We start from the raw sequence: 17,884 nt of genomic DNA, 5'->3' as shown, positions 1-17,884 counted from the left end.
ATCAAAACAAAGGATAAAATGCACGAGCTTCCTTTAAAAGAAGGTTACAGCGTGAAAAGTCCCACCAGCCAATTGCGGCGCTGTTTTTTAAAACCTGAAGCATCTTCCTGTGCGCCATCCGGCATTTTTAAAAGTTTTACTTCAATATCTTCAATTTTTTCTTCTATTTTAACCAGCCGCTTCATCATGTCATCCATTTCTGTTGCATGCTGCAAAACCTGGTATGACAACACATCGTCTGCTTTTTCCTCCAGCTTTTTTTCCAGCTTTTCGATCTGGGCCATCAATTGATCGAACCGTTCATCAAACGCTCCTGCCGGCTTGGCGATAGGCTCAGGCGTTTTAATCTTTGCTGCTGCGATTTGAATATCTCCCATTAGCAAACCTGCGTCCAGCTGTTTTTTGATTTCCCGCAAATCTTCAATATCCTGCTCGGAAAACAGATAATGACCATGGTCGTTTTTCTGGCACGCAAGATTGAAATGCTTTACCCAGCGCTGAATGGTAGTTGGATTGACACCAAGTTCTTCCGAAACCGTTTTTGTTTTAAACACCATTTCCATTTCTAATTCCCTCCCCGTTATCTTATAACAAAAGTATTCACTCCTCTTTAGCGTTTCCCTTCACAGGTGACAAAACTAGAACTGATTCGGCAAAGAAAGTGGTTTTATTCAAAAAAACCCGCCTTTCGACACTGTTATCCTGTATGAAACAGGACCTACTGCCTAACACTACGAGAAGGAGGTGAAGAAACATGGAACAGCACGAAAACAGCCTGGAGCAGGAGCAGGAAAAAATGACAAACGCCCCTGAACAGGAAAAAAAAGAAGGATACGGCGACAAAAAACTGGAAGGCCCCAACTACCCAGCTACATAAAGAGAAAAGCTGAAGGACCCGTTTAGAGACGAAAAACATTGGAGGTCTTTGTCATAAAACGTTTTTTGTTTTCTGACAAAGAGTGAAATGAGCGAGTCTCTGGGTCCTGAAGTTGGATCATGAAAAGCTGAAGGACCCGTTTAGAGACGAAAAGCATTGGAGGTCTTTGTCATAAAAGGTTTTTTCTTTTCTGACAAAGAGTGAAATGAGCGAGTTTCTGGGTCCTGAAGTTGGATCATGAAAAGCTGAAGGACCCGTTTAGAGACGAAAAGCATTGGAGGTCTTTGTCATAAAACGTTTTTTGTTTTCTGACAAAGAGTGAAATGAGCGAGTTTCTGGGTCCTGAAGCTGGATCATGAAAAGCTGAACCTACAAAAAGTGCCCCGCTCATCCGGGACACTTTTTTAACGTTCTTTTTTCCAACCATTTTTATCTTTAAATATCAATTCCTGCAGCAAGATACCGAGCTGCAGCTGCAATTCTTTGTGGTGATACCAGTTTGTTAAGTTAATGTTTCTCGGAATAGTGAGCTTATGGTAATACGCCTGCAGGTTTTTTGTTTTCCGGCTCCAGTCGGGCAGCGAAGGACGGCCATGCTGCACAAGTGGATATATAAGCCTGAGAAGTTCCGGTTCCCGCCTCTGGTTGGGATAAACGTATTGTTCATAGTCATGCCGGGATCCGGTGTGGGGTATGACCCGCGAAAATTCATCAAAAGCTTTGGCGTACGGAGACTGAAACAATAGCCAGGCCAGCCTCCTTCCAAGCAAAATGCGGTTTTGCACCTTTCGGAAACCATGTACGGAAAAGCCGTAAATTTCTCCGTTCAGGGTGGGAAAAAGCACCGTGCTGAAATGAAGCCAATTCTGAAGCCTGTACGGCATAGACAAAAAAACACGCTTCCGGTATACCGGGTGCTCAATCACCGGTTTTTGGATCAAATGCTGTTCATTAATGATGAGGGAGGTCCAAAGCCGCTCTTCATCCCCTTTTTGCCAAAATGCAATCCATTCTTTTTGCATAAAGGCAGAAACATTAAACAATGGAAGAAGGGAGAAAAGAGGTTTTCCTGCCTCCTTGCTTTTTTCATAAAGAAGCAACTGGGGGTATGCATCGGAAAAAATGAGCCAATTCGCCCGTTCATAGGTTAGGAAAAGAAGGTTTCGATAGTGAGGCACAATGGAACGGCTGAACCATTCACCTTCAAGGTCACACATGTTATAACCCGCATTTCTAGACACAAGCGAAGCGAGAAACGACCACTTGATTTCCGGATGGTTTCTAAAAAAACGCTCATATAATACGGTACGTGAAATATTATCTAGATTGCCGGCATCCGTTCTCTGCCGGATTTCCTCCACAACGGCATTTCCCCATGCTCTGCTGGTCATATAAGCCCTCCCTTCATTTCTTTTAGCCTTTGCAACTGTTGGTAAAATATTTGTAAGACAGATAGAAAAACGCTAAAATGAAAGGATAAGAATCTGTCTGGAGGATCTCATGAAGCAAAAAGTAATCATTTACACGCAGGAAACCTGTTCCCCATGCTTTGCTGAAAAGGAATGGCTGACTTCAAAACAAATCCCATTCGAGGAACGCGATATCCGCAAAAACCCTCAATACATGAATGAAGTGATTGACCTTGGAGCCAGTGCCACTCCTGTGACCGTCATCATGGACGGAGAGTCCAAAAACATTGTGCTTGGATTCAAACAAGACGAACTGGAATCCCTTCTTCAACTGGGATAAGAAAGTGAACAAAGGGAAAAAGACTATGCCGGCCATTATGCTGACATAGTTTTTATTTGCCATTCTTTAAAAGGATGTGAAAACATGGCACCGATTCAATATCCTAATGGAAAAAAACCGTCTTCTGCCCTGTCTTCCCCTGCTTCAAAGAATAAGGTTTCTTACGGAAACCGGGGAATGACGCTGGAGGAAGATCTGAACAAAAGCAATGAATTCTATTTGGAACGGGGGATTGCCGTCATTCATAAAAAACCGACACCGGTTCAAATTGTTAATGTTGAATATCCAAAGCGGTCTGCCGCTGTGATTAAGGAAGCCTACTTTAAGCTTGCTTCTACCACCGATTATAACGGCATATACCAGGGAAAGTACATTGACTTTGAAGCGAAGGAAACAAAAAACAAAACTTCTTTTCCGCTTCGCAATTTTCATGAACACCAGATTCGGCATATGGAAGCAATCATTGCTCATGGGGGAATAGCCTTCATCATCCTGCGTTTTTCAACATTAAATGAAATCTACCTTCTCGACGCCGGCCACCTGATCCCCTATTGGAATGATCAAACGAACGGAAGAAAGTCGATACCCAAAAAAGAGATCGAGTCGCTTGGACACCCTATCTCACCGGGTTTTTTGCCGAGAATTGACTATTTGAAAATCATTGATAAAATGTACTTTCATAACGAAGATGAAGGCAAGGTTCATAAATAACGGCTTATTGACGAATAATCATAATGTACATTGCAGTTATTGAAAGGTTGATACAACTATGTCGAATGAATACCGCAGCAGGCAAGAACGAAGGCAGGCAGCCGAAAACGGCAAACAACCTGTCCCAAAAAGGAAAAAGAAGTTTCCTTTTTTTAAAGCGATTCTAGCTTTTATCGTTATCATGTTCATAATAGGAACGATTTCGGTCGGCGTCATTATGGCGAAAGCACCGAAGCTCGATCCTGACAAATTAAAAACGCCTTTATCTTCCCAGATCTATGATAAAGACGGAAAAATGGTCACCTCGCTCTTTTCCGAGCAAAATCGGGTAAAAGCTGGAATAAAGGATATCCCGCCAAACGTCCGGGATGCGTTTGTGGCAGTAGAGGATGTTCGTTTCTATAAACATCACGGTGTTGACGTGCGGCGTATTTTCGGTGCCGCCCTTGCCAATGTAACCGGCGGTTTCGGTTCACAAGGTGGAAGCACCATTACGCAGCAGGTGGTAAAAAACACCATTTTAACGAACCAAAAATCTCTGACCCGTAAAATCCAAGAAGCCTATCTGGCGATCAAGCTCGAGAAGAAATACTCGAAAGAACAAATTCTTGAAATGTATCTTAATAAGATTTATTTCGGGCATAACGTGTACGGCATCGGAACAGCAGCCAAAACCTATTTCGATGTGGACCGGCTCGATCAGCTGACGCTTCCGCAAACCGCATTGCTTGCCGGGCTTCCAAAAGCACCAAGCAACTATGATCCATTAGTTCACCCCGAAGCTGCAGAAAAACGAAGAAACGTCGTTCTGGGTCAAATGGAAAAGTACGGTTATATTACGAAGGCGGAAGCAGACAAAGCAAAAGCCACACCGGTTACGAAAGGCCTGCACAAAGGAAGCCTTCAGGAAACGCGAATCCATGAAGCTTATCTTCAACAGGTAATCAAAGACATTCAGAAGATGGATGGCATGAAAAATGTCGATGTGTTCGCCGATGGTCTGAAAATTTACACCAACATGGATACGAAAGCACAAGAAGCCACCGAAGATGTTCTGCAAAACGCTTCGTTCCTTAAAAATGAAAACAAAAAACTGCAATCAGGCATCGCGATCGTCGACACAAAAACAGGCAGCATCCGCGCCATTGGAAGCGGCCGTGAGGAAAACCTTATGAGTGCCTATTATGCTTCCGGAAATCAGCGTCAGCCAGGTTCCACCATTAAGCCAATTTTGGACTATGGTCCTGCCATTGATCATTTTAAATGGAATACCGGCCACATTTTGAAGGATTCACCTATTACGATTAATGGTTCGACCATCCATAATTTTAACGATGAGGAGTTCGGCGAGGTTTCCATGCGCCAGGCGCTTGAAAAATCAGAAAATACGCCGGCCGTCCGCACATTTATGGAAGTGGGCGAAGATAAAGCCGTTGATTTTGCCAACAAGCTTGGCATCAATATTGATTCAGCTCCTCCCGCCTACGCCATCGGAGGATTCCAAAAAGGGATCACACCGCTAAATCTTGCGGGTGCCTACGCAGCCTTTGGTAACGAAGGGGTCTACAATGCACCAACAACGATCAAAAAAATTGAATTTCCAAATGGCGACGTTGTTAAACCGGATACTAAACCGGTCAAGGCGATGAATGACTTTACCGCTTATATGATCACCGACATGCTCAAGGGTGTCATGAAAAGCGGAGGAACAGGGGCAATGGCGAATGTCCCCGGCTTAAATCTTGCCGGAAAAACAGGAACCACCAACCTGCCGAAGGAGTTCAGGGACGCCAACGGAATCCCGAAAAGTGCAACAAATGACGCCTGGATGGCGGGTTATACTCCTTCCTACTCCGCAGCCGTGTGGACAGGTTATAACAGCAAAAAGGACAATGAAGGGGTTCATTATCTGGATACAAATCAGCGGAACTATTCCAAGCTCATCTTTAAAGAGGTCATGAGCAGGCTTAACCATGACGGTTCAGATTTCAAAAAACCGAATTCAGTTGTCGATGTCACGCTTGAAAAAGGCACCAATAAAAAGGCAGGCGAATTTACACCTGAGAACGAGAAAGCGCATGAATTGTTCGTACGCGGTACAGAGCCAAATCAAGTATCAGATAAATACGACCAACCCGCTTCTATTGAAGGCCTTAAAGCCGAGTACAATAAAAAGAAAAATGCCATTGATGTAAAATGGAACTATAAAGGCAATGATAAGACCATTTATAAAGTAGCCGCCAGTGTGGATGGCACACAGGCAGCCGAACAAACGATCAAGGACCAGTCCTTTACCGTTCCTAATGCAGAAGCAGGAAAAACCTACAGCTTCCAAGTGACCGCCATCAACAGTGAAACGAATAAGGAAAGCCCGCCTGCGCAAACGTCGGTCACGGTTCCTGGCGAACAGCCTCCTGCCCAAAGTACTCCGCCTGATCAAAATAATCCTGGCGATCAAAACCAGGGTGGCAAAAAACAGCAGGGCGGCAAAAAAGAGCAGGGCGGCAATCAAAATCAGGAGCAAGGTGATCAGAACAAAAACCAAGGCGGCGAAAGTAATCAGCCTGATCAAGGCGGAAACCAGCAAGGCGGTACCGGGCAGCCAAACACGGCAGAGCCGCAAAATCCACAAGGCACTGAAGGAAACCAAAACGGCCAGGGAAATGGCCAAGGAAATGGGAATAACCAAGATCAACGGCAGCAGCAGCGACAGAACGATCAGCAATTCCCTGCCCTTCCGGATCTTAACCAATAGAATAAAAAAGAACGCCGACCCGAGCAGCCAGGGCGGCGTTCTTTTTTATGATTGAAAGCGGATGTTGTACCGGTCCTCCAGGTAATTCCACAAACCCGGATAATCAAACGCGAGGTTCCAAAAGCTCGCGCCTCCCAGCTTATACTCATCAATCAGATCAAATTTGGCTTTCATGCTGCGGTAATCCTCGAACCAGACTTTATGCTCTTTCTTTTCTTTATCATAATATACAAAATACGGAGCATGGTCCTTGCTGTCATATTGGATCGCCGCTTTTCGCTTGGCCGCGAGCTGTACAGCCTGAACCGGGCTGAGCGCCTTGGCCTGCGGCCCTCCCTGAACAAAGGGAAGCTTCCAGTCATAGCCGTAAAGGTTGATCCCCATGAGGATTTTGTTTCTCGGAATCACAGTTACCGCATAGTCAATCACTTTTTTCACTTCTGTGAGCGGGCTTACCGGCAATGGAGGACCACCGCTGTATCCCCATTCATATGTCATGAGAATTACATAATCCACGGTTTGTCCATGTGCCTTGTAATCATGGCCTTCATACCAAATGCCTTTTTGTTTTTCTTTGGTCTTGGGAGCAAGAGCTGTAGTGGATATATACCCGTCTTTATGCATACGTTCGGTCATGGCGCGCAGGAACCGGTTATACCGCTCTCTGTTCTCTCCCCCGATATATTCAAAATCCACGTTAACGCCCACATACCCTTTTTCTTTCATGACTTTCGCGGTATTCTCGATCACCTTATTGCTGATGGCCTGGTTTTTTAAAATAGTAGTAGCCAGTTCCCTGCTGAACGCTCCATTTTTTATGGTTGTCAATGAAAGAAGCGGACGGACATTTTTTGTTTTGATATCCTGTAAAAACGAGCCATCATCCAAGGGTTTCAGATCACCATTTTCTTTCACTTCATAGCTGAACAAAGAGATATAGCTCAATGCCTTCGCCGCATGATTAAAATTTTCCTGGGACTTATCCGAAGGTTCGGCGAAAGCGTTCGTTGTAATCGTGCGTTTGCGTTTCTTAGGCACAGTGAGTGCGAGCCCTTCCATCAGCTGGCCTTCCGATACTTCAGGATTTGCCTGCTGAAGTTCCGCTTTCGTAACGCCTAGCTTTGCGGCAATCTTGTCGAACGTGTCTCCTTTTTTCACTTTATATTCAAAAGGCGCAGGAATAAGCAGCGTTTGTCCGACTGCCAGCACATCTTGCTGGCCAAGGGCATTCACTGAAGCAATTTTTTGCCAAGGTAAATTATAAAATTGTGACAGCTTATACAGGGAATCCCCTTTCTTGACGATATGGATTTGCATAACTCCCCCTCCTAGACGTTCTCATGACACATTCTATGTGATAAGAATCTGTCCCTATTCCTTGTGGGGGAAACGGGAATGGGTAGCAACCTTTTTTTCCAGTTCCGAAAACAGCTCATTCAGCTGAATCCACGCTGTAAAATGGGCGGGCCGGTTAATAATCATCTCCAGCCGCTCCACGATATTGACAGGCTTTACCGGGAGGGAGGGCACGGTGTCGTGCCATTGAACCAAATCGTCCACCCTTCTTTTGTTGGACCAATACAGCGCCTGTATGAAACAGCTCAACTGGCGGATCATGGGGCCTCTTGCTTCCTGTGGCTTCCGCTCTGAAAATAACTGCCTGATCCTCTCACCTTCTGTTTTCCACTGATCAAACTTATTCTGCAGCTGCTCAGGGGACAACGGCCATTGATGCGGAAAGCTAATGGCCTCTATGTCTTCCCTAAACGGGACTTCTGCCCGGTTATTGTCCTTTCCAAAAAAAAGCGGATGGTTCATGGAATCAGGAATTTTCATCTTTTTTTACAAGTTGAGCTTTTTTGACGCTCAATTTCATTCGTTTTTGGCCCTCCCGGCATAGTTCAAGCAGCGGGCATTCCGGACAGCGCGGACTTTGTGCCTTGCAATGATACCTTCCGAAAAAAATGAGACGGTGATGAGTGATGCCCCACTGTTCTTTAGGCATCTTTTTCATTAATGTTTCTTCAACCTGCAGCACAGAGTCCTTCCATTTGCAGATGGCCAAACGCTTTGTCACCCGTTCCACATGCGTATCCACGGCTATGGCCGGAATGCCAAAGGCAACAGAAACGACAACATTGGCCGTTTTTCTCCCGACACCCGGCAGCTTTGTAAGCTCATCCCGGTCCTCGGGCACCTTGCCGCCATAATCGTTCAGCAGCATATAACACAGCTTTTGTATATTTTTTGCCTTGTTCCGGTACAGTCCTATGGAACGTATATCATCCTGCAATTCCTCAATCGGCACCTTTAGGTAATCATCTGGTGTTTTATATTTGGCAAAGAGCCCCGGTGTGACTTTGTTCACCAGGGCATCTGTACACTGTGCCGATAAAAGAACAGCGATAGTGAGTTCAAAGGGATTGCTGTGATTCAGTTCGCAATGGGCATCGGGAAACATCTCTCCTATGGTATCCAAGCAATAAGCAATCTCTGTTTTATTCAGCATAGTCATCCTCCTGATTTAATACCCTTACATGCAAAAACAGACGAGATTTTCCTCGTCTATGATTGCTCAAGCCAGTTATATACGGGAACAGAGAATTGATTGCGGCTGTCAGAGGATTCTGCCGGCCTGGCCGCATGTTTGTTTTGCCGCGCCCTGAACTTCTCTCCGTACGTTCTGGCTTGTTCTGGTGTTTGTATATTATTCTTCTTCCATTCAAACAGAATCCGGTCGATATAGCGAAAATTAAGCTTACCTGTCATGACTGCTTCCTTTAACGCGGAAATGATCAATGGCGAAGTATGCCTGTCCTGATCGATCCAAATCTTCAGAGTTTCGCATTCCATGGGAGACAGCGGCCGTCCAAATTCCCGTTCAAAAATGGTATAGACACTTTGTTCTTCTTTTTCTTTATTGGCTAAGTCCCGCTCAGCTTCCTGGCCGGAAAGGATCGAAAGCAATTTTTCCCATAGCGGATTCAGGGAATACGCTTCGTAGTACATGCCTCTTTCATCGTCTTCATATTGGCCGATCTCCAATAACCCCTGCTGGATAAAACCTCTCAGCATTCCCATGCAACGGGTGGGGGTAATACTCATCCTTCCGGAAAGCTCCTCCGGAGTCGGGAAGGGATTCCCTGATTCTATAAATGTATGTACATGCAGAAGTAGCATGCATTCTTCGTCCTGAAGTCCGATGGACCGGTAATGCTTAAACAGAACATGGGGTATTGAAATCGTTCCTTCTGACAGCCATTTCAAAAATAATGCCTTTTCCATCATAACACCCCTTCTTCATCAGTATACCACGAGTAAGCCTTCTTTCCCCAATCATGATGTTGCCGTGAAAACATCGATGAAGCTTAAGACGGATAGGTGTAACCGCCCTACAGACAGGTCCCGGGTGAAAGGTGAAAAACCTCCTTAAAGAGGAGGTTTTTTAAAAGTTTTTTCTAAAGTAAGTTTAAAAAATCAAGGATACAGTCGGTTCAGCAAACGTGGGAACGGAATGGTTTCACGGACATGTTCGGCGCCGGTGATCCAGGCGACAGTACGCTCAAGACCCAGACCAAATCCGGAATGCGGCACACTGCCATATTGGCGGAGCTCAAGATACCATTTGTAGGCATCATCTGTAAGTCCATGCTCTTCATAGCGGGCTTTCATCAGTTCAAGATCGTCAATACGCTGGCTTCCTCCGATGATTTCCCCATAGCCTTCCGGTGCAATCAGGTCCGCGCAAAGCACGACATCATCTCGTTCAGGATGCGGCTTCATATAAAAGGCCTTGATTTCTTTTGGATAATTGGTGATAAAAACAGGCTTGTCAAAGCTTTCGGCAATCGCTGTTTCATGAGGCGCACCAAAATCTTCTCCCCACTCGATATCATCAAATCCTTTTTCTTTCAGAAGTGTAATCGCATCATCATAAGAAATCCGCGGAAACGGAGCTTTTACATTTTCAAGCTTGGAAAGATCTCGGCCTAGCACAGTCAGTTCAAGCTTGCAGCGTTCAAGCACGGATTGTACCACATGGCTGACAAACTGCTCCTGAATCTCGAGGGATTCTTCATGCTCCACGAAAGCCATCTCAGGCTCAATCATCCAGAATTCGATCAAATGGCGACGTGTTTTTGACTTTTCGGCACGGAAAGTCGGACCGAACGAGAATACCTTTCCAAGCGCCATGGCTGCAGCTTCCATATACAGCTGTCCGCTTTGAGAAAGATATGCATCTTCGTCAAAATATTTGGTATGGAACAAAGTCGTTGTTCCTTCGGCGGAACTGCCTGTCAAAATAGGCGGGTCGACTTTGATAAATTCATTTTTGTGGAAAAACTCATACATGGACTGAATAATTTCATTTCTGACTTTCATAATCGCATGCTGGCGTTTGGAACGAAGCCAGAGATGGCGGTGATCCATCAGAAACTCTGTGCCATGCTCTTTTGGCGTAATCGGATAATCCACTGCTTCGTTAATGATCTTCACGTCTGAAACAACGAGCTCCACACCTGTTTGAGAGCGGTCATCCTGCTGGACTTTCCCTGTCACATAAAGACTGGTTTCCTGTGTAAGTCCTTTGGCTGTTGTCCAGATGTCTTCAGCCACTTCAGCTTTAACGACCACTCCTTGAACAAAGCCCGTTCCGTCCCGAAGCTGCAAGAATGCAATTTTGCCGCTTGAGCGCTTATTGCTCAGCCAGGCACCGATGGTTACTGTCTCATCGATATGGCTTTTTAATTGGGATATTGTTGTTTTCACGTGACACCCTCCAAATCATTCTATGTATAAGTGATTATCATCTAATCACTTATAAAAATCAAATACCCTCAAAATCTGTTATTTGCTCTTTTTTTCCATGAACCGGGCAATCCGCTCCAAAGCTTCCTCAAATTTTTCAAGGGATGTAGCATAAGAAAGCCTTACATTGTCCGGTGCTCCAAAGCCTGAACCCGGAACAAGCGCAACCTTCTCCTCCTCAAGGAGCGCTGCCACCCATTCATCCACACTGTTAAAGCCGGTCAATCTAACCGCTTCCTTCACATTCGGGAAAAGATAAAACGCACCTTTTGGTTTCACGCATGAAAAGCCCGGAATTTGAATCAGCTTTTCATAAACGGTATTCAGACGGGATTCAAAAGCAATCCTCATTTCTTCCACCGGTTCCTGGCTTTCCTCATAAGCAGCAATCGCGCCATATTGGGAAATCGTGGTCGGATTGGATGTACTGTGGCTGTCCAGGTTGGTCATTGCTTTAATAACCGTACTGTTGCCTGCCGCATAGCCGATCCTCCATCCCGTCATGGAATGGGACTTGGAAACCCCATTAATAATTATGGTCTGTTCTTTCAGCTCCGGAGAAAGCTGGGCAATGGACGTATGCTGTGCACCGCCATAAATTAATTTTTCATAGATTTCATCCGAGATGATAACAATATTATGTTTTAAGCATACTTCCCCGATTTGTCTCAGTTCTTCTTCATTGTACAGAGAGCCTGTTGGATTGCTTGGGGAATTGATGACGATCGCTTTTGTTTTTCCTGTCACCGCTTCTTCCAGCTGTGCAGGTGTAATTTTAAACGCATTGTCTTCCTTGCCTTCCACATAAACCGGTACACCGCCTGCCAGTTTCACCTGCTCGGGGTAGCTCACCCAGTACGGTGTTGGAATAATGACCTCGTCTCCGTCGTTTAGTAAAACCTGAAAAAGTGAATAGAGCGATTGTTTCGCTCCCGTTCCAACTACAATTTCCTGAGGCGAATAGTCAAGATTCTGGTCTTTCTTGAATTTTTCTGCAATCACCTTTTTAAGGGCAGGCAGGCCTCCGGAAGCGGTATACTTCGTATGCCCTTCCTTCATGGCCCGGTAGGCAGCCTCAATGATGTGTTCAGGGGTATTAAAGTCCGGTTCTCCTGCGCCCAGTCCAATCACATTATGCCCCTCTGCTTTTAATGCATTCGCTTTTGCCGTGATGGCCAGTGTTGTAGATGGTGTAAGTGCTTTTACTCGGTTTGCCAGTTCCATTCTTCTCATCCCTCACTTTTAGATTTCTTGCTTGATGCTGTATTTTTTATAGCGTTCTCCTGTTTGGAAATCGCCGTAGTAAAACGTATACCTTCCGTTATCATCCAGATAAACGGCTTCCCATACCACCTGGTTGTTCTCCATTCCAAGCCGGAGATTCACCCATTCCTTTGGTTTGAGGTTTTTGTCCACATATTTCTTCATTTGCTGCTTTGTCAGGCCATCACTTTGTTTTACCAGTTTGGTCTTGCCTTTGTTATTAACCAGCACATATACCTTCCCATACTTGCCGGAGGTGCCGCTTAGCACATTCAGCGCCTGATTGCCGTGATAATAATCCATCTGGTGAACCTTTAAATGATAATCGTTTTGTGCGGCCTGTACTGCTCTCTCCTGTTCCGCATCACGGTTTAAAAGAATCTTATTATACAGTGAAATGCTCTGCCAGAGGATAATTACGATACAGGCTATCCCCAGAATAATCCACCATTTTTTCATCTCGTGCACCCTTTTTATGTTTTGTAGATGGTAAATATCATATTATTTTCATCCTGTTCATCGAGTGCCAGACCGAACATGACATCTTTGTGTTTCAATGTTTTGTTTAATTCGGTCACAACCTTGTAAAGGTCAGGCGATTTGCTGATCTTCACAGTGGAAAGAACTTTGATTCTGCTCTCCAAACCTGCTGCCTCCTTACCCAATTCCATCTCGTAACTTACTATATCAGACTTCTGCCATTTTTGGACAGGCAATCTCCATCTATTTTATGACGGATCGAGCCATCCTTCAAGATCGGTCAGCAGGTCGGCCATCAGACCCTTTTGCACGGGTACCGGCGGCAGAGAAGTAACGAACGAATTGCCGTAGCGCGTCTCTGTTATCCTTCTGTCGAAAACAAACACGACACCCTTATCCCTTTGTGTACGGACCAATCGTCCAAACCCCTGCTTGAAGCGGATAATGGCCTGCGGGAGGGAAAGCTCCATAAACGGATTGCCTCCGTCTTTCTTAAGTTTATCTGCCCGGGCTGCCGTGACCGGATTATCAGGCGGCGCAAACGGAAGCCGGATGATGACAAGACAGGACAGATCTTCGCCCGGAATGTCGATCCCCTCCCAAAAACTGCTTGTGCCAAACAGAATCGACTGTTCAAATTTCTTGAAATTCTTCGTCAACCGTGCCCGGCTTCCGCTGTCAATTCCCTGTCCAAACAGGACAAACTCGTCTGAATCCGAAATGTTTTTGAACACATTGTAGGTTTCCCTAAGCATGTCACTCGAGGTAAACAGAACAAGCATTCTGCCTCTGGTTACTTTGGCAATATTGTAAAGCTGCCGTGCAATAACGGCAACAAAGGTTTCCTGGTCCACTTCATTGATGAGCGGAACATCCTCAGGTACCATGAACTTCACCTGCTGATCGTAAGAGAACGGTGATGGAAGATTAGCAGTCATTGGCCCAAAATCATCTAGACCCAGCCGGGAGGTCATATACTGAAACGAATTTCTGACCGACAGCGTTGCCGAAGTAAGAACCGCGCTGTTCTTTTTGGCAAAAAATTCATCAGCCAGCATATCCCCGATCACGATCGGTTTGCTGTAAAGATACACGGCATTTTTTGCGCCCTTCGCCTCCACCTCAAGCCAGAATACTTCATCATCGTTCACCTCCCATAACAGGTGACGCAGTTTTTCCTTTTCCTCTTGCAGCTGGTTTCTCACACCATTAAAATCAGCGACAAGCCCTTTTTGTTTAAAGTTGAAATGGTCTTCTTTTTCATCGCACAGCTGTGCCGTCTTTTTTAACAGCTTTTCCAGATCATTGACTTCAAAATGAACACGCTGGGACATCTCCATGATCGCCTGCCAGGCTACGCGTTTTCCTTCCCGATCACCGTACCGGTAGCTCACTCGGCCAAAGTCGTTCATACTGCTTTTTTTGGCTTCAAGCACATAGTCACGAAGGGTACGGAACAACTCATCCAGCTCCATTTTAAGATCTGGAAGCTTCAGGGCGATTTTGTCCAGGGCTTCTTCCAGTCCTGTCACTTCTGCGGCCTCTGTCAGTTCGTAAAGCTTTTGCACAAGCCCGTTATCTTCCTTTGTCCCCATCCGTTCAAGTAACCTTGCAAACACAAAATAATCCGTTTGAACGCCGAAATGGTCGCTTACCACTTCCTCCACATGATGGGCTTCGTCAATAATTACCTCCTTGTAAGAAGGCAGCAGCTGGGCGTCGGATTTTACATCGGTAAACAAAAGAGCATGGTTTGTGATGACAAGGTCAGACACCATGGCCTCTTTTCGTTTACGATGATAAAAACATCTGGAAAACCAGGGACACCGCTGATTCAGGCATGAGCCCGAATCGCTTTTCACCTGTTGCCAGAACAGCTTGCCGCCTGATGCAAGGTTTAACTCTTCAACATCGCCCTGGGTGGTTTCAGTCAGCCAGACGAGCAGTTGGGCCTTCGTCAGATTCGTATCGTAATTATCATCGTAGCTGTCATCCAGTGATTGTTCAAACTTGCGCAGACACAGATAGTTATTGCGGCCTTTCAGGACTGTGGCATGAAAGGGGAACGGCAAAATGTTCTTCAGAATGGGAATATCCCGCTCCATAAGCTGCTGCTGAAGCTGAATCGTATGTGTACTGATGACGATCGGCCGGTCATGCTGCTTTCCGTACACCAAGGAAGGGATAAGGTAGCCAAGCGACTTTCCGACACCTGTTCCGGCTTCAATCACGGCATGCTGATGATCTTCCATGGCTTCAAAAACCATACCGATCATCTTTTGCTGACTTTCTCTTGTTTCATAATGTTCCATTTCCTCCGCAAGGGTGCGAAGCAATGATTGAGGATCTACGGCGGCGTCTGCTCCGATGTCCTCTTTTTCAACCGGTGAAAAAGATTTGATCGCGAGCTGCCGGAAATAATCCATTCCTTCCTCATCTTCTATTCTGGAAGACTTCGAAATGATGATGTCCTTTACGATTTCCTCCAGACTGCTCTGCATCTTTTTCAAAAAGGGTTCAAGTCGCTGAAGCGTCAAGAGCGGAAGAGTGTTGAGCTTATCGAGCAGCTGAACGAGCAAATGTGCGGTTACTTCCGCGTCACTATCGGCCTGATGCGGGTTTTCATGGACAATACCCAGGTAATCTGCCAACTGCCCCAGCTGATAGCTGTCGGCCTGCAGCAATAAAACTCTGGAAAGTTCCACGGTGTCAATCATTGGTCCGGAAAATCGCCGGTACCCGCTGTTTTCAAACTCTTCCTGCAAAAAGTTCAAATCAAATAATACGTTATGGGCGACGAAATAAGATCCTTCAAGCATCTGTAAAATGGCCGGTGCAATCTCTTCAAACAAAGGGGCATCCGTAACCATCTCATCATTGATCCCGGTAAGCTGCTCAATAAACGGAGGAATGGGGATTTCCGGGTTCACAAAGGAAGAAAAACGGTCAACGATTATGTCATTTTCAACCACCACAGCTCCGATCTGAATGATCCGGTCTCCGCGTGCGGGGGAGTTTCCAGTCGTTTCTACATCAATCACAACATAACGGTTGTTCATCCTTTTCACCTCAGGTCAAACGGCATGCACTTATAAGCAGTGCAGCTCTTGTATGTAAATAGAAAAACCCCTTGAAGAAGGGGTTAAAGAATCGTTGAAGCCGGTTCATAACCTAATATTTCTGTAATACGGTTGTTTTCATCCATGATCGCAACCCTTGGCTGATGAGCCGCGGTTTCCTCTTCAGAAAGCATGCAGTATGAAATCACAATAATAACATCGCCTTCCTGCACAAGGCGTGCAGCTGCACCATTCAGGCACATCACTCCAGTTCCTCGGAGACCGGGAATGATGTAGGTTTCAAATCTTGCCCCATTATTATTGTTGACGATTTGCACCTTTTCGTTGGGAACCATGTCAACCGCATCAAGAATATCTTCATCTATCGTTATGCTTCCCACGTAATTCAAGTTCGATTCGGTTACACGGGCGCGATGGATCTTGCCTTTCATCATTGTTCTGTACATAACATCACCTATAGTTCCCTTTCCTTGGGTGTAATCAGTAGATTATCAATCAGCCTGGCATTCTCATACTGGACGGCAAGCGCGATGATCATGGTTTGCGTGGAGTAGGGAACTTCCTCAAGTTCAGGGTAGGAAAGAATCTCAAAATAATCGACAATTCCGCTTGTTTCTGTCTCTACATACTCTACCATTTTTTCTTTCACAAGTGTAATATTTTTCTCTTTTTCCAGGAGTTCTGCTGCCAATTTCAACGAGCGGAATAATACAGGCGCTTCTCTTCTCTCCTGCGGTGATAAGTAAACGTTTCTCGAGCTTTTTGCCAGACCATCCTCTTCCCGCACAGTCGGGCAGGCCACCAGCTCCATTGGATAATTCAAATCGGTAATCAATCCTTCAACAACCGCCACCTGCTGAGCATCCTTCATTCCGAAATAAGCTCTTGTAGGGGAAACAATGTGAAACAGTTTGGAAAGAACGGTTGCCACTCCATCGAAGTGCCCTTCCCTTGTTTTCCCACAAAGTGCTTGAACCCTTCTTTTCACGTGCAAAACGACAGATGGGTTATTCGGATACATCTCATGCACTTCCGGATAAAATACTACGTCAACCGCATTGTTTATCGCCACATTTTCATCCCGTGCAAAATCCCTTGGATACCGTTCAAAATCTTCATTTGGTCCAAATTGAAGCGGATTGACAAAAATGCTGATAACCACACAATCATTTTCTTTTCGCGCTCTGTCCATAAGAGCTCCATGCCCTTCATGAAGATACCCCATCGTCGGAACAAACCCGATGCTCTTTCCTGCTGCCAATTGTGCTTGGCTGTATGCGCTCATCTCTTGGATGCTTTTTATGATTTTCAATTTATTTCCCCCCGTACAGCGCTTGTGCTTCTTCTGGTTTCATGGAAAACGAATGCGCTTCATCAGGAAAGGTTCCGGCTTTCACTTCGGAAACATACGTTTCAATCCCTTTCAGCATCGGATGGGCGGAGTGGGCAAACATTTTCACAAATTTCGGTATATGGTGAAAACCATATCCGATCAAATCATGGTAGACAAGCACCTGACCGTCCGTTTCACTACCTGCTCCAATGCCAATCACCGGTATTTTGATCGATTCGGAAATCAGTTGGGCGAGCTGCTTAGGCACACATTCGAGAACAAGAGCAAAGGCTCCGGCGTCCTCTACCCGTTTCGCATCATCAAATAGCTGCCTGGCCTGTGCGGATTCTCTTCCCTGTACTTTATAGCCGCCCAGCACACCGGCCGTCTGCGGCGTAAGACCAAGATGGCCGATAACAGGAACGCCGCCTTCCACCAGATAGCGGATGGTCTCGATGACGCTTTTTCCTCCCTCAAGTTTAAGGGCCTGTGAACCTGTTTCCTGCATGATTCTCATGGCGTTTTTAACGGTCTCAGCCCTTGTGCCGTGATAGCTCATGAACGGCATATCGGTGACAATAAAGGTATCTGGCGCTCCCCGTTTTACCGCTTTGGCATGGTGGATCATGTCATCCACGGTAACCGGAACGGTTGAGTCATATCCAAGAACCACCATCCCGAGCGAATCACCCACCAGAATCACATCCACTTCTGCTCTTTGAGCCAGTTGGGCAGATGGGTAATCATAGGCTGTCACCATTGCGATCTTTTCCTTGTTTTGCTTCATTGCAAGAAAACTTTGAGTCGTTTTCATCCTTACTCCTCCT

18 protein-coding genes are annotated in these 17,884 nt (G+C 45.7%); 4 read left to right on the top strand and 14 right to left on the bottom strand.

The window, feature by feature from the left end:
- Positions 1-44: 44 nt before the first annotated feature.
- A complete protein-coding gene (locus DMO16_RS03175) occupies positions 45-563 on the bottom strand; it encodes a MerR family transcriptional regulator (RefSeq protein ID WP_061970570.1) in 519 nt (172 codons plus the stop codon).
- Between the two features lie 191 nt (positions 564-754).
- Between DMO16_RS03175 and DMO16_RS25105 the strand changes: the two genes are divergently transcribed.
- A complete protein-coding gene (locus DMO16_RS25105) occupies positions 755-877 on the top strand; it encodes a hypothetical protein (protein WP_276203847.1) in 123 nt (40 codons plus the stop codon).
- A gap of 404 nt (positions 878-1,281) precedes the next feature.
- On the opposite strand, the gene DMO16_RS03170 is transcribed toward DMO16_RS25105, so the two are convergent.
- The gene (locus DMO16_RS03170) at positions 1,282-2,268 is read right to left on the bottom strand and encodes a DUF2515 family protein (RefSeq protein WP_129475283.1); all 987 of its coding nucleotides are present in this window, start codon (positions 2,266-2,268) and stop codon (positions 1,282-1,284) included.
- A 109-nt stretch (positions 2,269-2,377) separates the two neighbouring features.
- Here DMO16_RS03170 and DMO16_RS03165 point away from each other — a divergent pair, with 109 nt between their 5' ends.
- From DMO16_RS03165 to DMO16_RS03155, 3 genes are all read left to right on the top strand, one after another.
- The gene (locus DMO16_RS03165; protein ID WP_061970577.1) at positions 2,378-2,626 is read left to right on the top strand and encodes a glutaredoxin family protein; all 249 of its coding nucleotides are present in this window, start codon (positions 2,378-2,380) and stop codon (positions 2,624-2,626) included.
- An 84-nt stretch (positions 2,627-2,710) separates the two neighbouring features.
- Positions 2,711-3,337 (top strand): Holliday junction resolvase RecU, encoded by a 627-nt coding sequence (gene recU, locus DMO16_RS03160; protein WP_061970579.1) that lies wholly within the window; start codon positions 2,711-2,713, stop codon positions 3,335-3,337.
- A 58-nt stretch (positions 3,338-3,395) separates the two neighbouring features.
- On the top strand, positions 3,396-6,092 hold the full coding sequence (locus DMO16_RS03155; protein ID WP_129475280.1) for a PBP1A family penicillin-binding protein: 2,697 nt from the start codon (positions 3,396-3,398) through the stop codon (positions 6,090-6,092).
- A gap of 45 nt (positions 6,093-6,137) precedes the next feature.
- Here DMO16_RS03155 and DMO16_RS03150 read toward each other — a convergent pair whose 3' ends face one another.
- The 12 genes from DMO16_RS03150 to panB form a co-directional block, all read right to left on the bottom strand.
- Positions 6,138-7,409, bottom strand: coding sequence for a glycosyl hydrolase family 18 protein (locus tag DMO16_RS03150; RefSeq protein WP_129475278.1), 1,272 nt, complete (start codon positions 7,407-7,409; stop codon positions 6,138-6,140).
- Positions 7,410-7,463: 54 nt separating this feature from the next.
- Positions 7,464-7,928, bottom strand: coding sequence for a YpoC family protein (locus tag DMO16_RS03145; protein ID WP_129475275.1), 465 nt, complete (start codon positions 7,926-7,928; stop codon positions 7,464-7,466).
- The gene (gene nth, locus DMO16_RS03140; RefSeq protein WP_129475272.1) at positions 7,915-8,601 is read right to left on the bottom strand and encodes an endonuclease III; all 687 of its coding nucleotides are present in this window, start codon (positions 8,599-8,601) and stop codon (positions 7,915-7,917) included. Before nth ends, DMO16_RS03145 begins: the two co-directional genes overlap by 14 nt.
- 56 nt (positions 8,602-8,657) lie before the next feature.
- Positions 8,658-9,377 carry a DnaD domain-containing protein gene (locus tag DMO16_RS03135; protein ID WP_061971667.1) on the bottom strand — a complete coding sequence of 240 codons (720 nt, stop codon included), beginning with the start codon at positions 9,375-9,377 and terminating at the stop codon, positions 8,658-8,660.
- Positions 9,378-9,569: 192 nt separating this feature from the next.
- A complete protein-coding gene (gene asnS / locus DMO16_RS03130; RefSeq protein ID WP_061970592.1) occupies positions 9,570-10,862 on the bottom strand; it encodes an asparagine--tRNA ligase in 1,293 nt (430 codons plus the stop codon).
- 78 nt (positions 10,863-10,940) lie between these two features.
- Positions 10,941-12,125 (bottom strand): pyridoxal phosphate-dependent aminotransferase, encoded by a 1,185-nt coding sequence (locus DMO16_RS03125; protein WP_061970594.1) that lies wholly within the window; start codon positions 12,123-12,125, stop codon positions 10,941-10,943.
- A gap of 18 nt (positions 12,126-12,143) precedes the next feature.
- Positions 12,144-12,623, bottom strand: coding sequence for a hypothetical protein (locus tag DMO16_RS03120; protein ID WP_061970597.1), 480 nt, complete (start codon positions 12,621-12,623; stop codon positions 12,144-12,146).
- Between the two features lie 14 nt (positions 12,624-12,637).
- Positions 12,638-12,808, bottom strand: coding sequence for a YpmA family protein (locus tag DMO16_RS03115; RefSeq protein ID WP_074440488.1), 171 nt, complete (start codon positions 12,806-12,808; stop codon positions 12,638-12,640).
- A gap of 84 nt (positions 12,809-12,892) precedes the next feature.
- Positions 12,893-15,703, bottom strand: a complete 2,811-nt coding sequence (gene dinG / locus DMO16_RS03110; protein ID WP_129475270.1) for an ATP-dependent DNA helicase DinG — start codon at positions 15,701-15,703, stop codon at positions 12,893-12,895.
- Between the two features lie 83 nt (positions 15,704-15,786).
- A complete protein-coding gene (gene panD / locus DMO16_RS03105; protein WP_129475268.1) occupies positions 15,787-16,170 on the bottom strand; it encodes an aspartate 1-decarboxylase in 384 nt (127 codons plus the stop codon).
- An 8-nt stretch (positions 16,171-16,178) separates the two neighbouring features.
- The gene (gene panC, locus DMO16_RS03100) at positions 16,179-17,036 is read right to left on the bottom strand and encodes a pantoate--beta-alanine ligase (RefSeq protein WP_129475266.1); all 858 of its coding nucleotides are present in this window, start codon (positions 17,034-17,036) and stop codon (positions 16,179-16,181) included.
- Position 17,037: 1 nt separating this feature from the next.
- A complete protein-coding gene (panB, locus tag DMO16_RS03095) occupies positions 17,038-17,871 on the bottom strand; it encodes a 3-methyl-2-oxobutanoate hydroxymethyltransferase (protein WP_061970608.1) in 834 nt (277 codons plus the stop codon).
- Between the last annotated feature and the right edge of the window lie 13 nt (positions 17,872-17,884).

It is taken from the genome of Fictibacillus sp. S7 (assembly GCF_004127935.1).
GTDB classification, from domain to species: domain Bacteria; phylum Bacillota; class Bacilli; order Bacillales; family Fictibacillaceae; genus Fictibacillus_C; species Fictibacillus_C enclensis.
Note: the sequence above shows the minus strand (reverse complement) of the source record. Positions and strands in the feature narration are given on the sequence as shown.

What these genes read in the sequence shown, in the direction of transcription:
- DMO16_RS03175 (WP_061970570.1), bottom strand. Translation starts at nt 563, where the DNA reads ATGGAAATGGTGTTTAAAACAAAAACGGTTTCGGAAGAACTTGGTGTC.
- DMO16_RS25105 (WP_276203847.1), top strand. Translation starts at nt 755, where the DNA reads ATGGAACAGCACGAAAACAGCCTGGAGCAGGAGCAGGAAAAAATGACA.
- DMO16_RS03170 (WP_129475283.1), bottom strand. Translation starts at nt 2,268, where the DNA reads ATGACCAGCAGAGCATGGGGAAATGCCGTTGTGGAGGAAATCCGGCAG.
- DMO16_RS03165 (WP_061970577.1), top strand. Translation starts at nt 2,378, where the DNA reads ATGAAGCAAAAAGTAATCATTTACACGCAGGAAACCTGTTCCCCATGC.
- recU (WP_061970579.1), top strand. Translation starts at nt 2,711, where the DNA reads ATGGCACCGATTCAATATCCTAATGGAAAAAAACCGTCTTCTGCCCTG.
- DMO16_RS03155 (WP_129475280.1), top strand. Translation starts at nt 3,396, where the DNA reads ATGTCGAATGAATACCGCAGCAGGCAAGAACGAAGGCAGGCAGCCGAA.
- DMO16_RS03150 (WP_129475278.1), bottom strand. Translation starts at nt 7,409, where the DNA reads ATGCAAATCCATATCGTCAAGAAAGGGGATTCCCTGTATAAGCTGTCA.
- DMO16_RS03145 (WP_129475275.1), bottom strand. Translation starts at nt 7,928, where the DNA reads ATGAAAATTCCTGATTCCATGAACCATCCGCTTTTTTTTGGAAAGGAC.
- nth (WP_129475272.1), bottom strand. Translation starts at nt 8,601, where the DNA reads ATGCTGAATAAAACAGAGATTGCTTATTGCTTGGATACCATAGGAGAG.
- DMO16_RS03135 (WP_061971667.1), bottom strand. Translation starts at nt 9,377, where the DNA reads ATGGAAAAGGCATTATTTTTGAAATGGCTGTCAGAAGGAACGATTTCA.
- DMO16_RS03125 (WP_061970594.1), bottom strand. Translation starts at nt 12,125, where the DNA reads ATGGAACTGGCAAACCGAGTAAAAGCACTTACACCATCTACAACACTG.
- DMO16_RS03120 (WP_061970597.1), bottom strand. Translation starts at nt 12,623, where the DNA reads ATGAAAAAATGGTGGATTATTCTGGGGATAGCCTGTATCGTAATTATC.
- dinG (WP_129475270.1), bottom strand. Translation starts at nt 15,703, where the DNA reads ATGAACAACCGTTATGTTGTGATTGATGTAGAAACGACTGGAAACTCC.
- panD (WP_129475268.1), bottom strand. Translation starts at nt 16,170, where the DNA reads ATGTACAGAACAATGATGAAAGGCAAGATCCATCGCGCCCGTGTAACC.
- panB (WP_061970608.1), bottom strand. Translation starts at nt 17,871, where the DNA reads ATGAAAACGACTCAAAGTTTTCTTGCAATGAAGCAAAACAAGGAAAAG.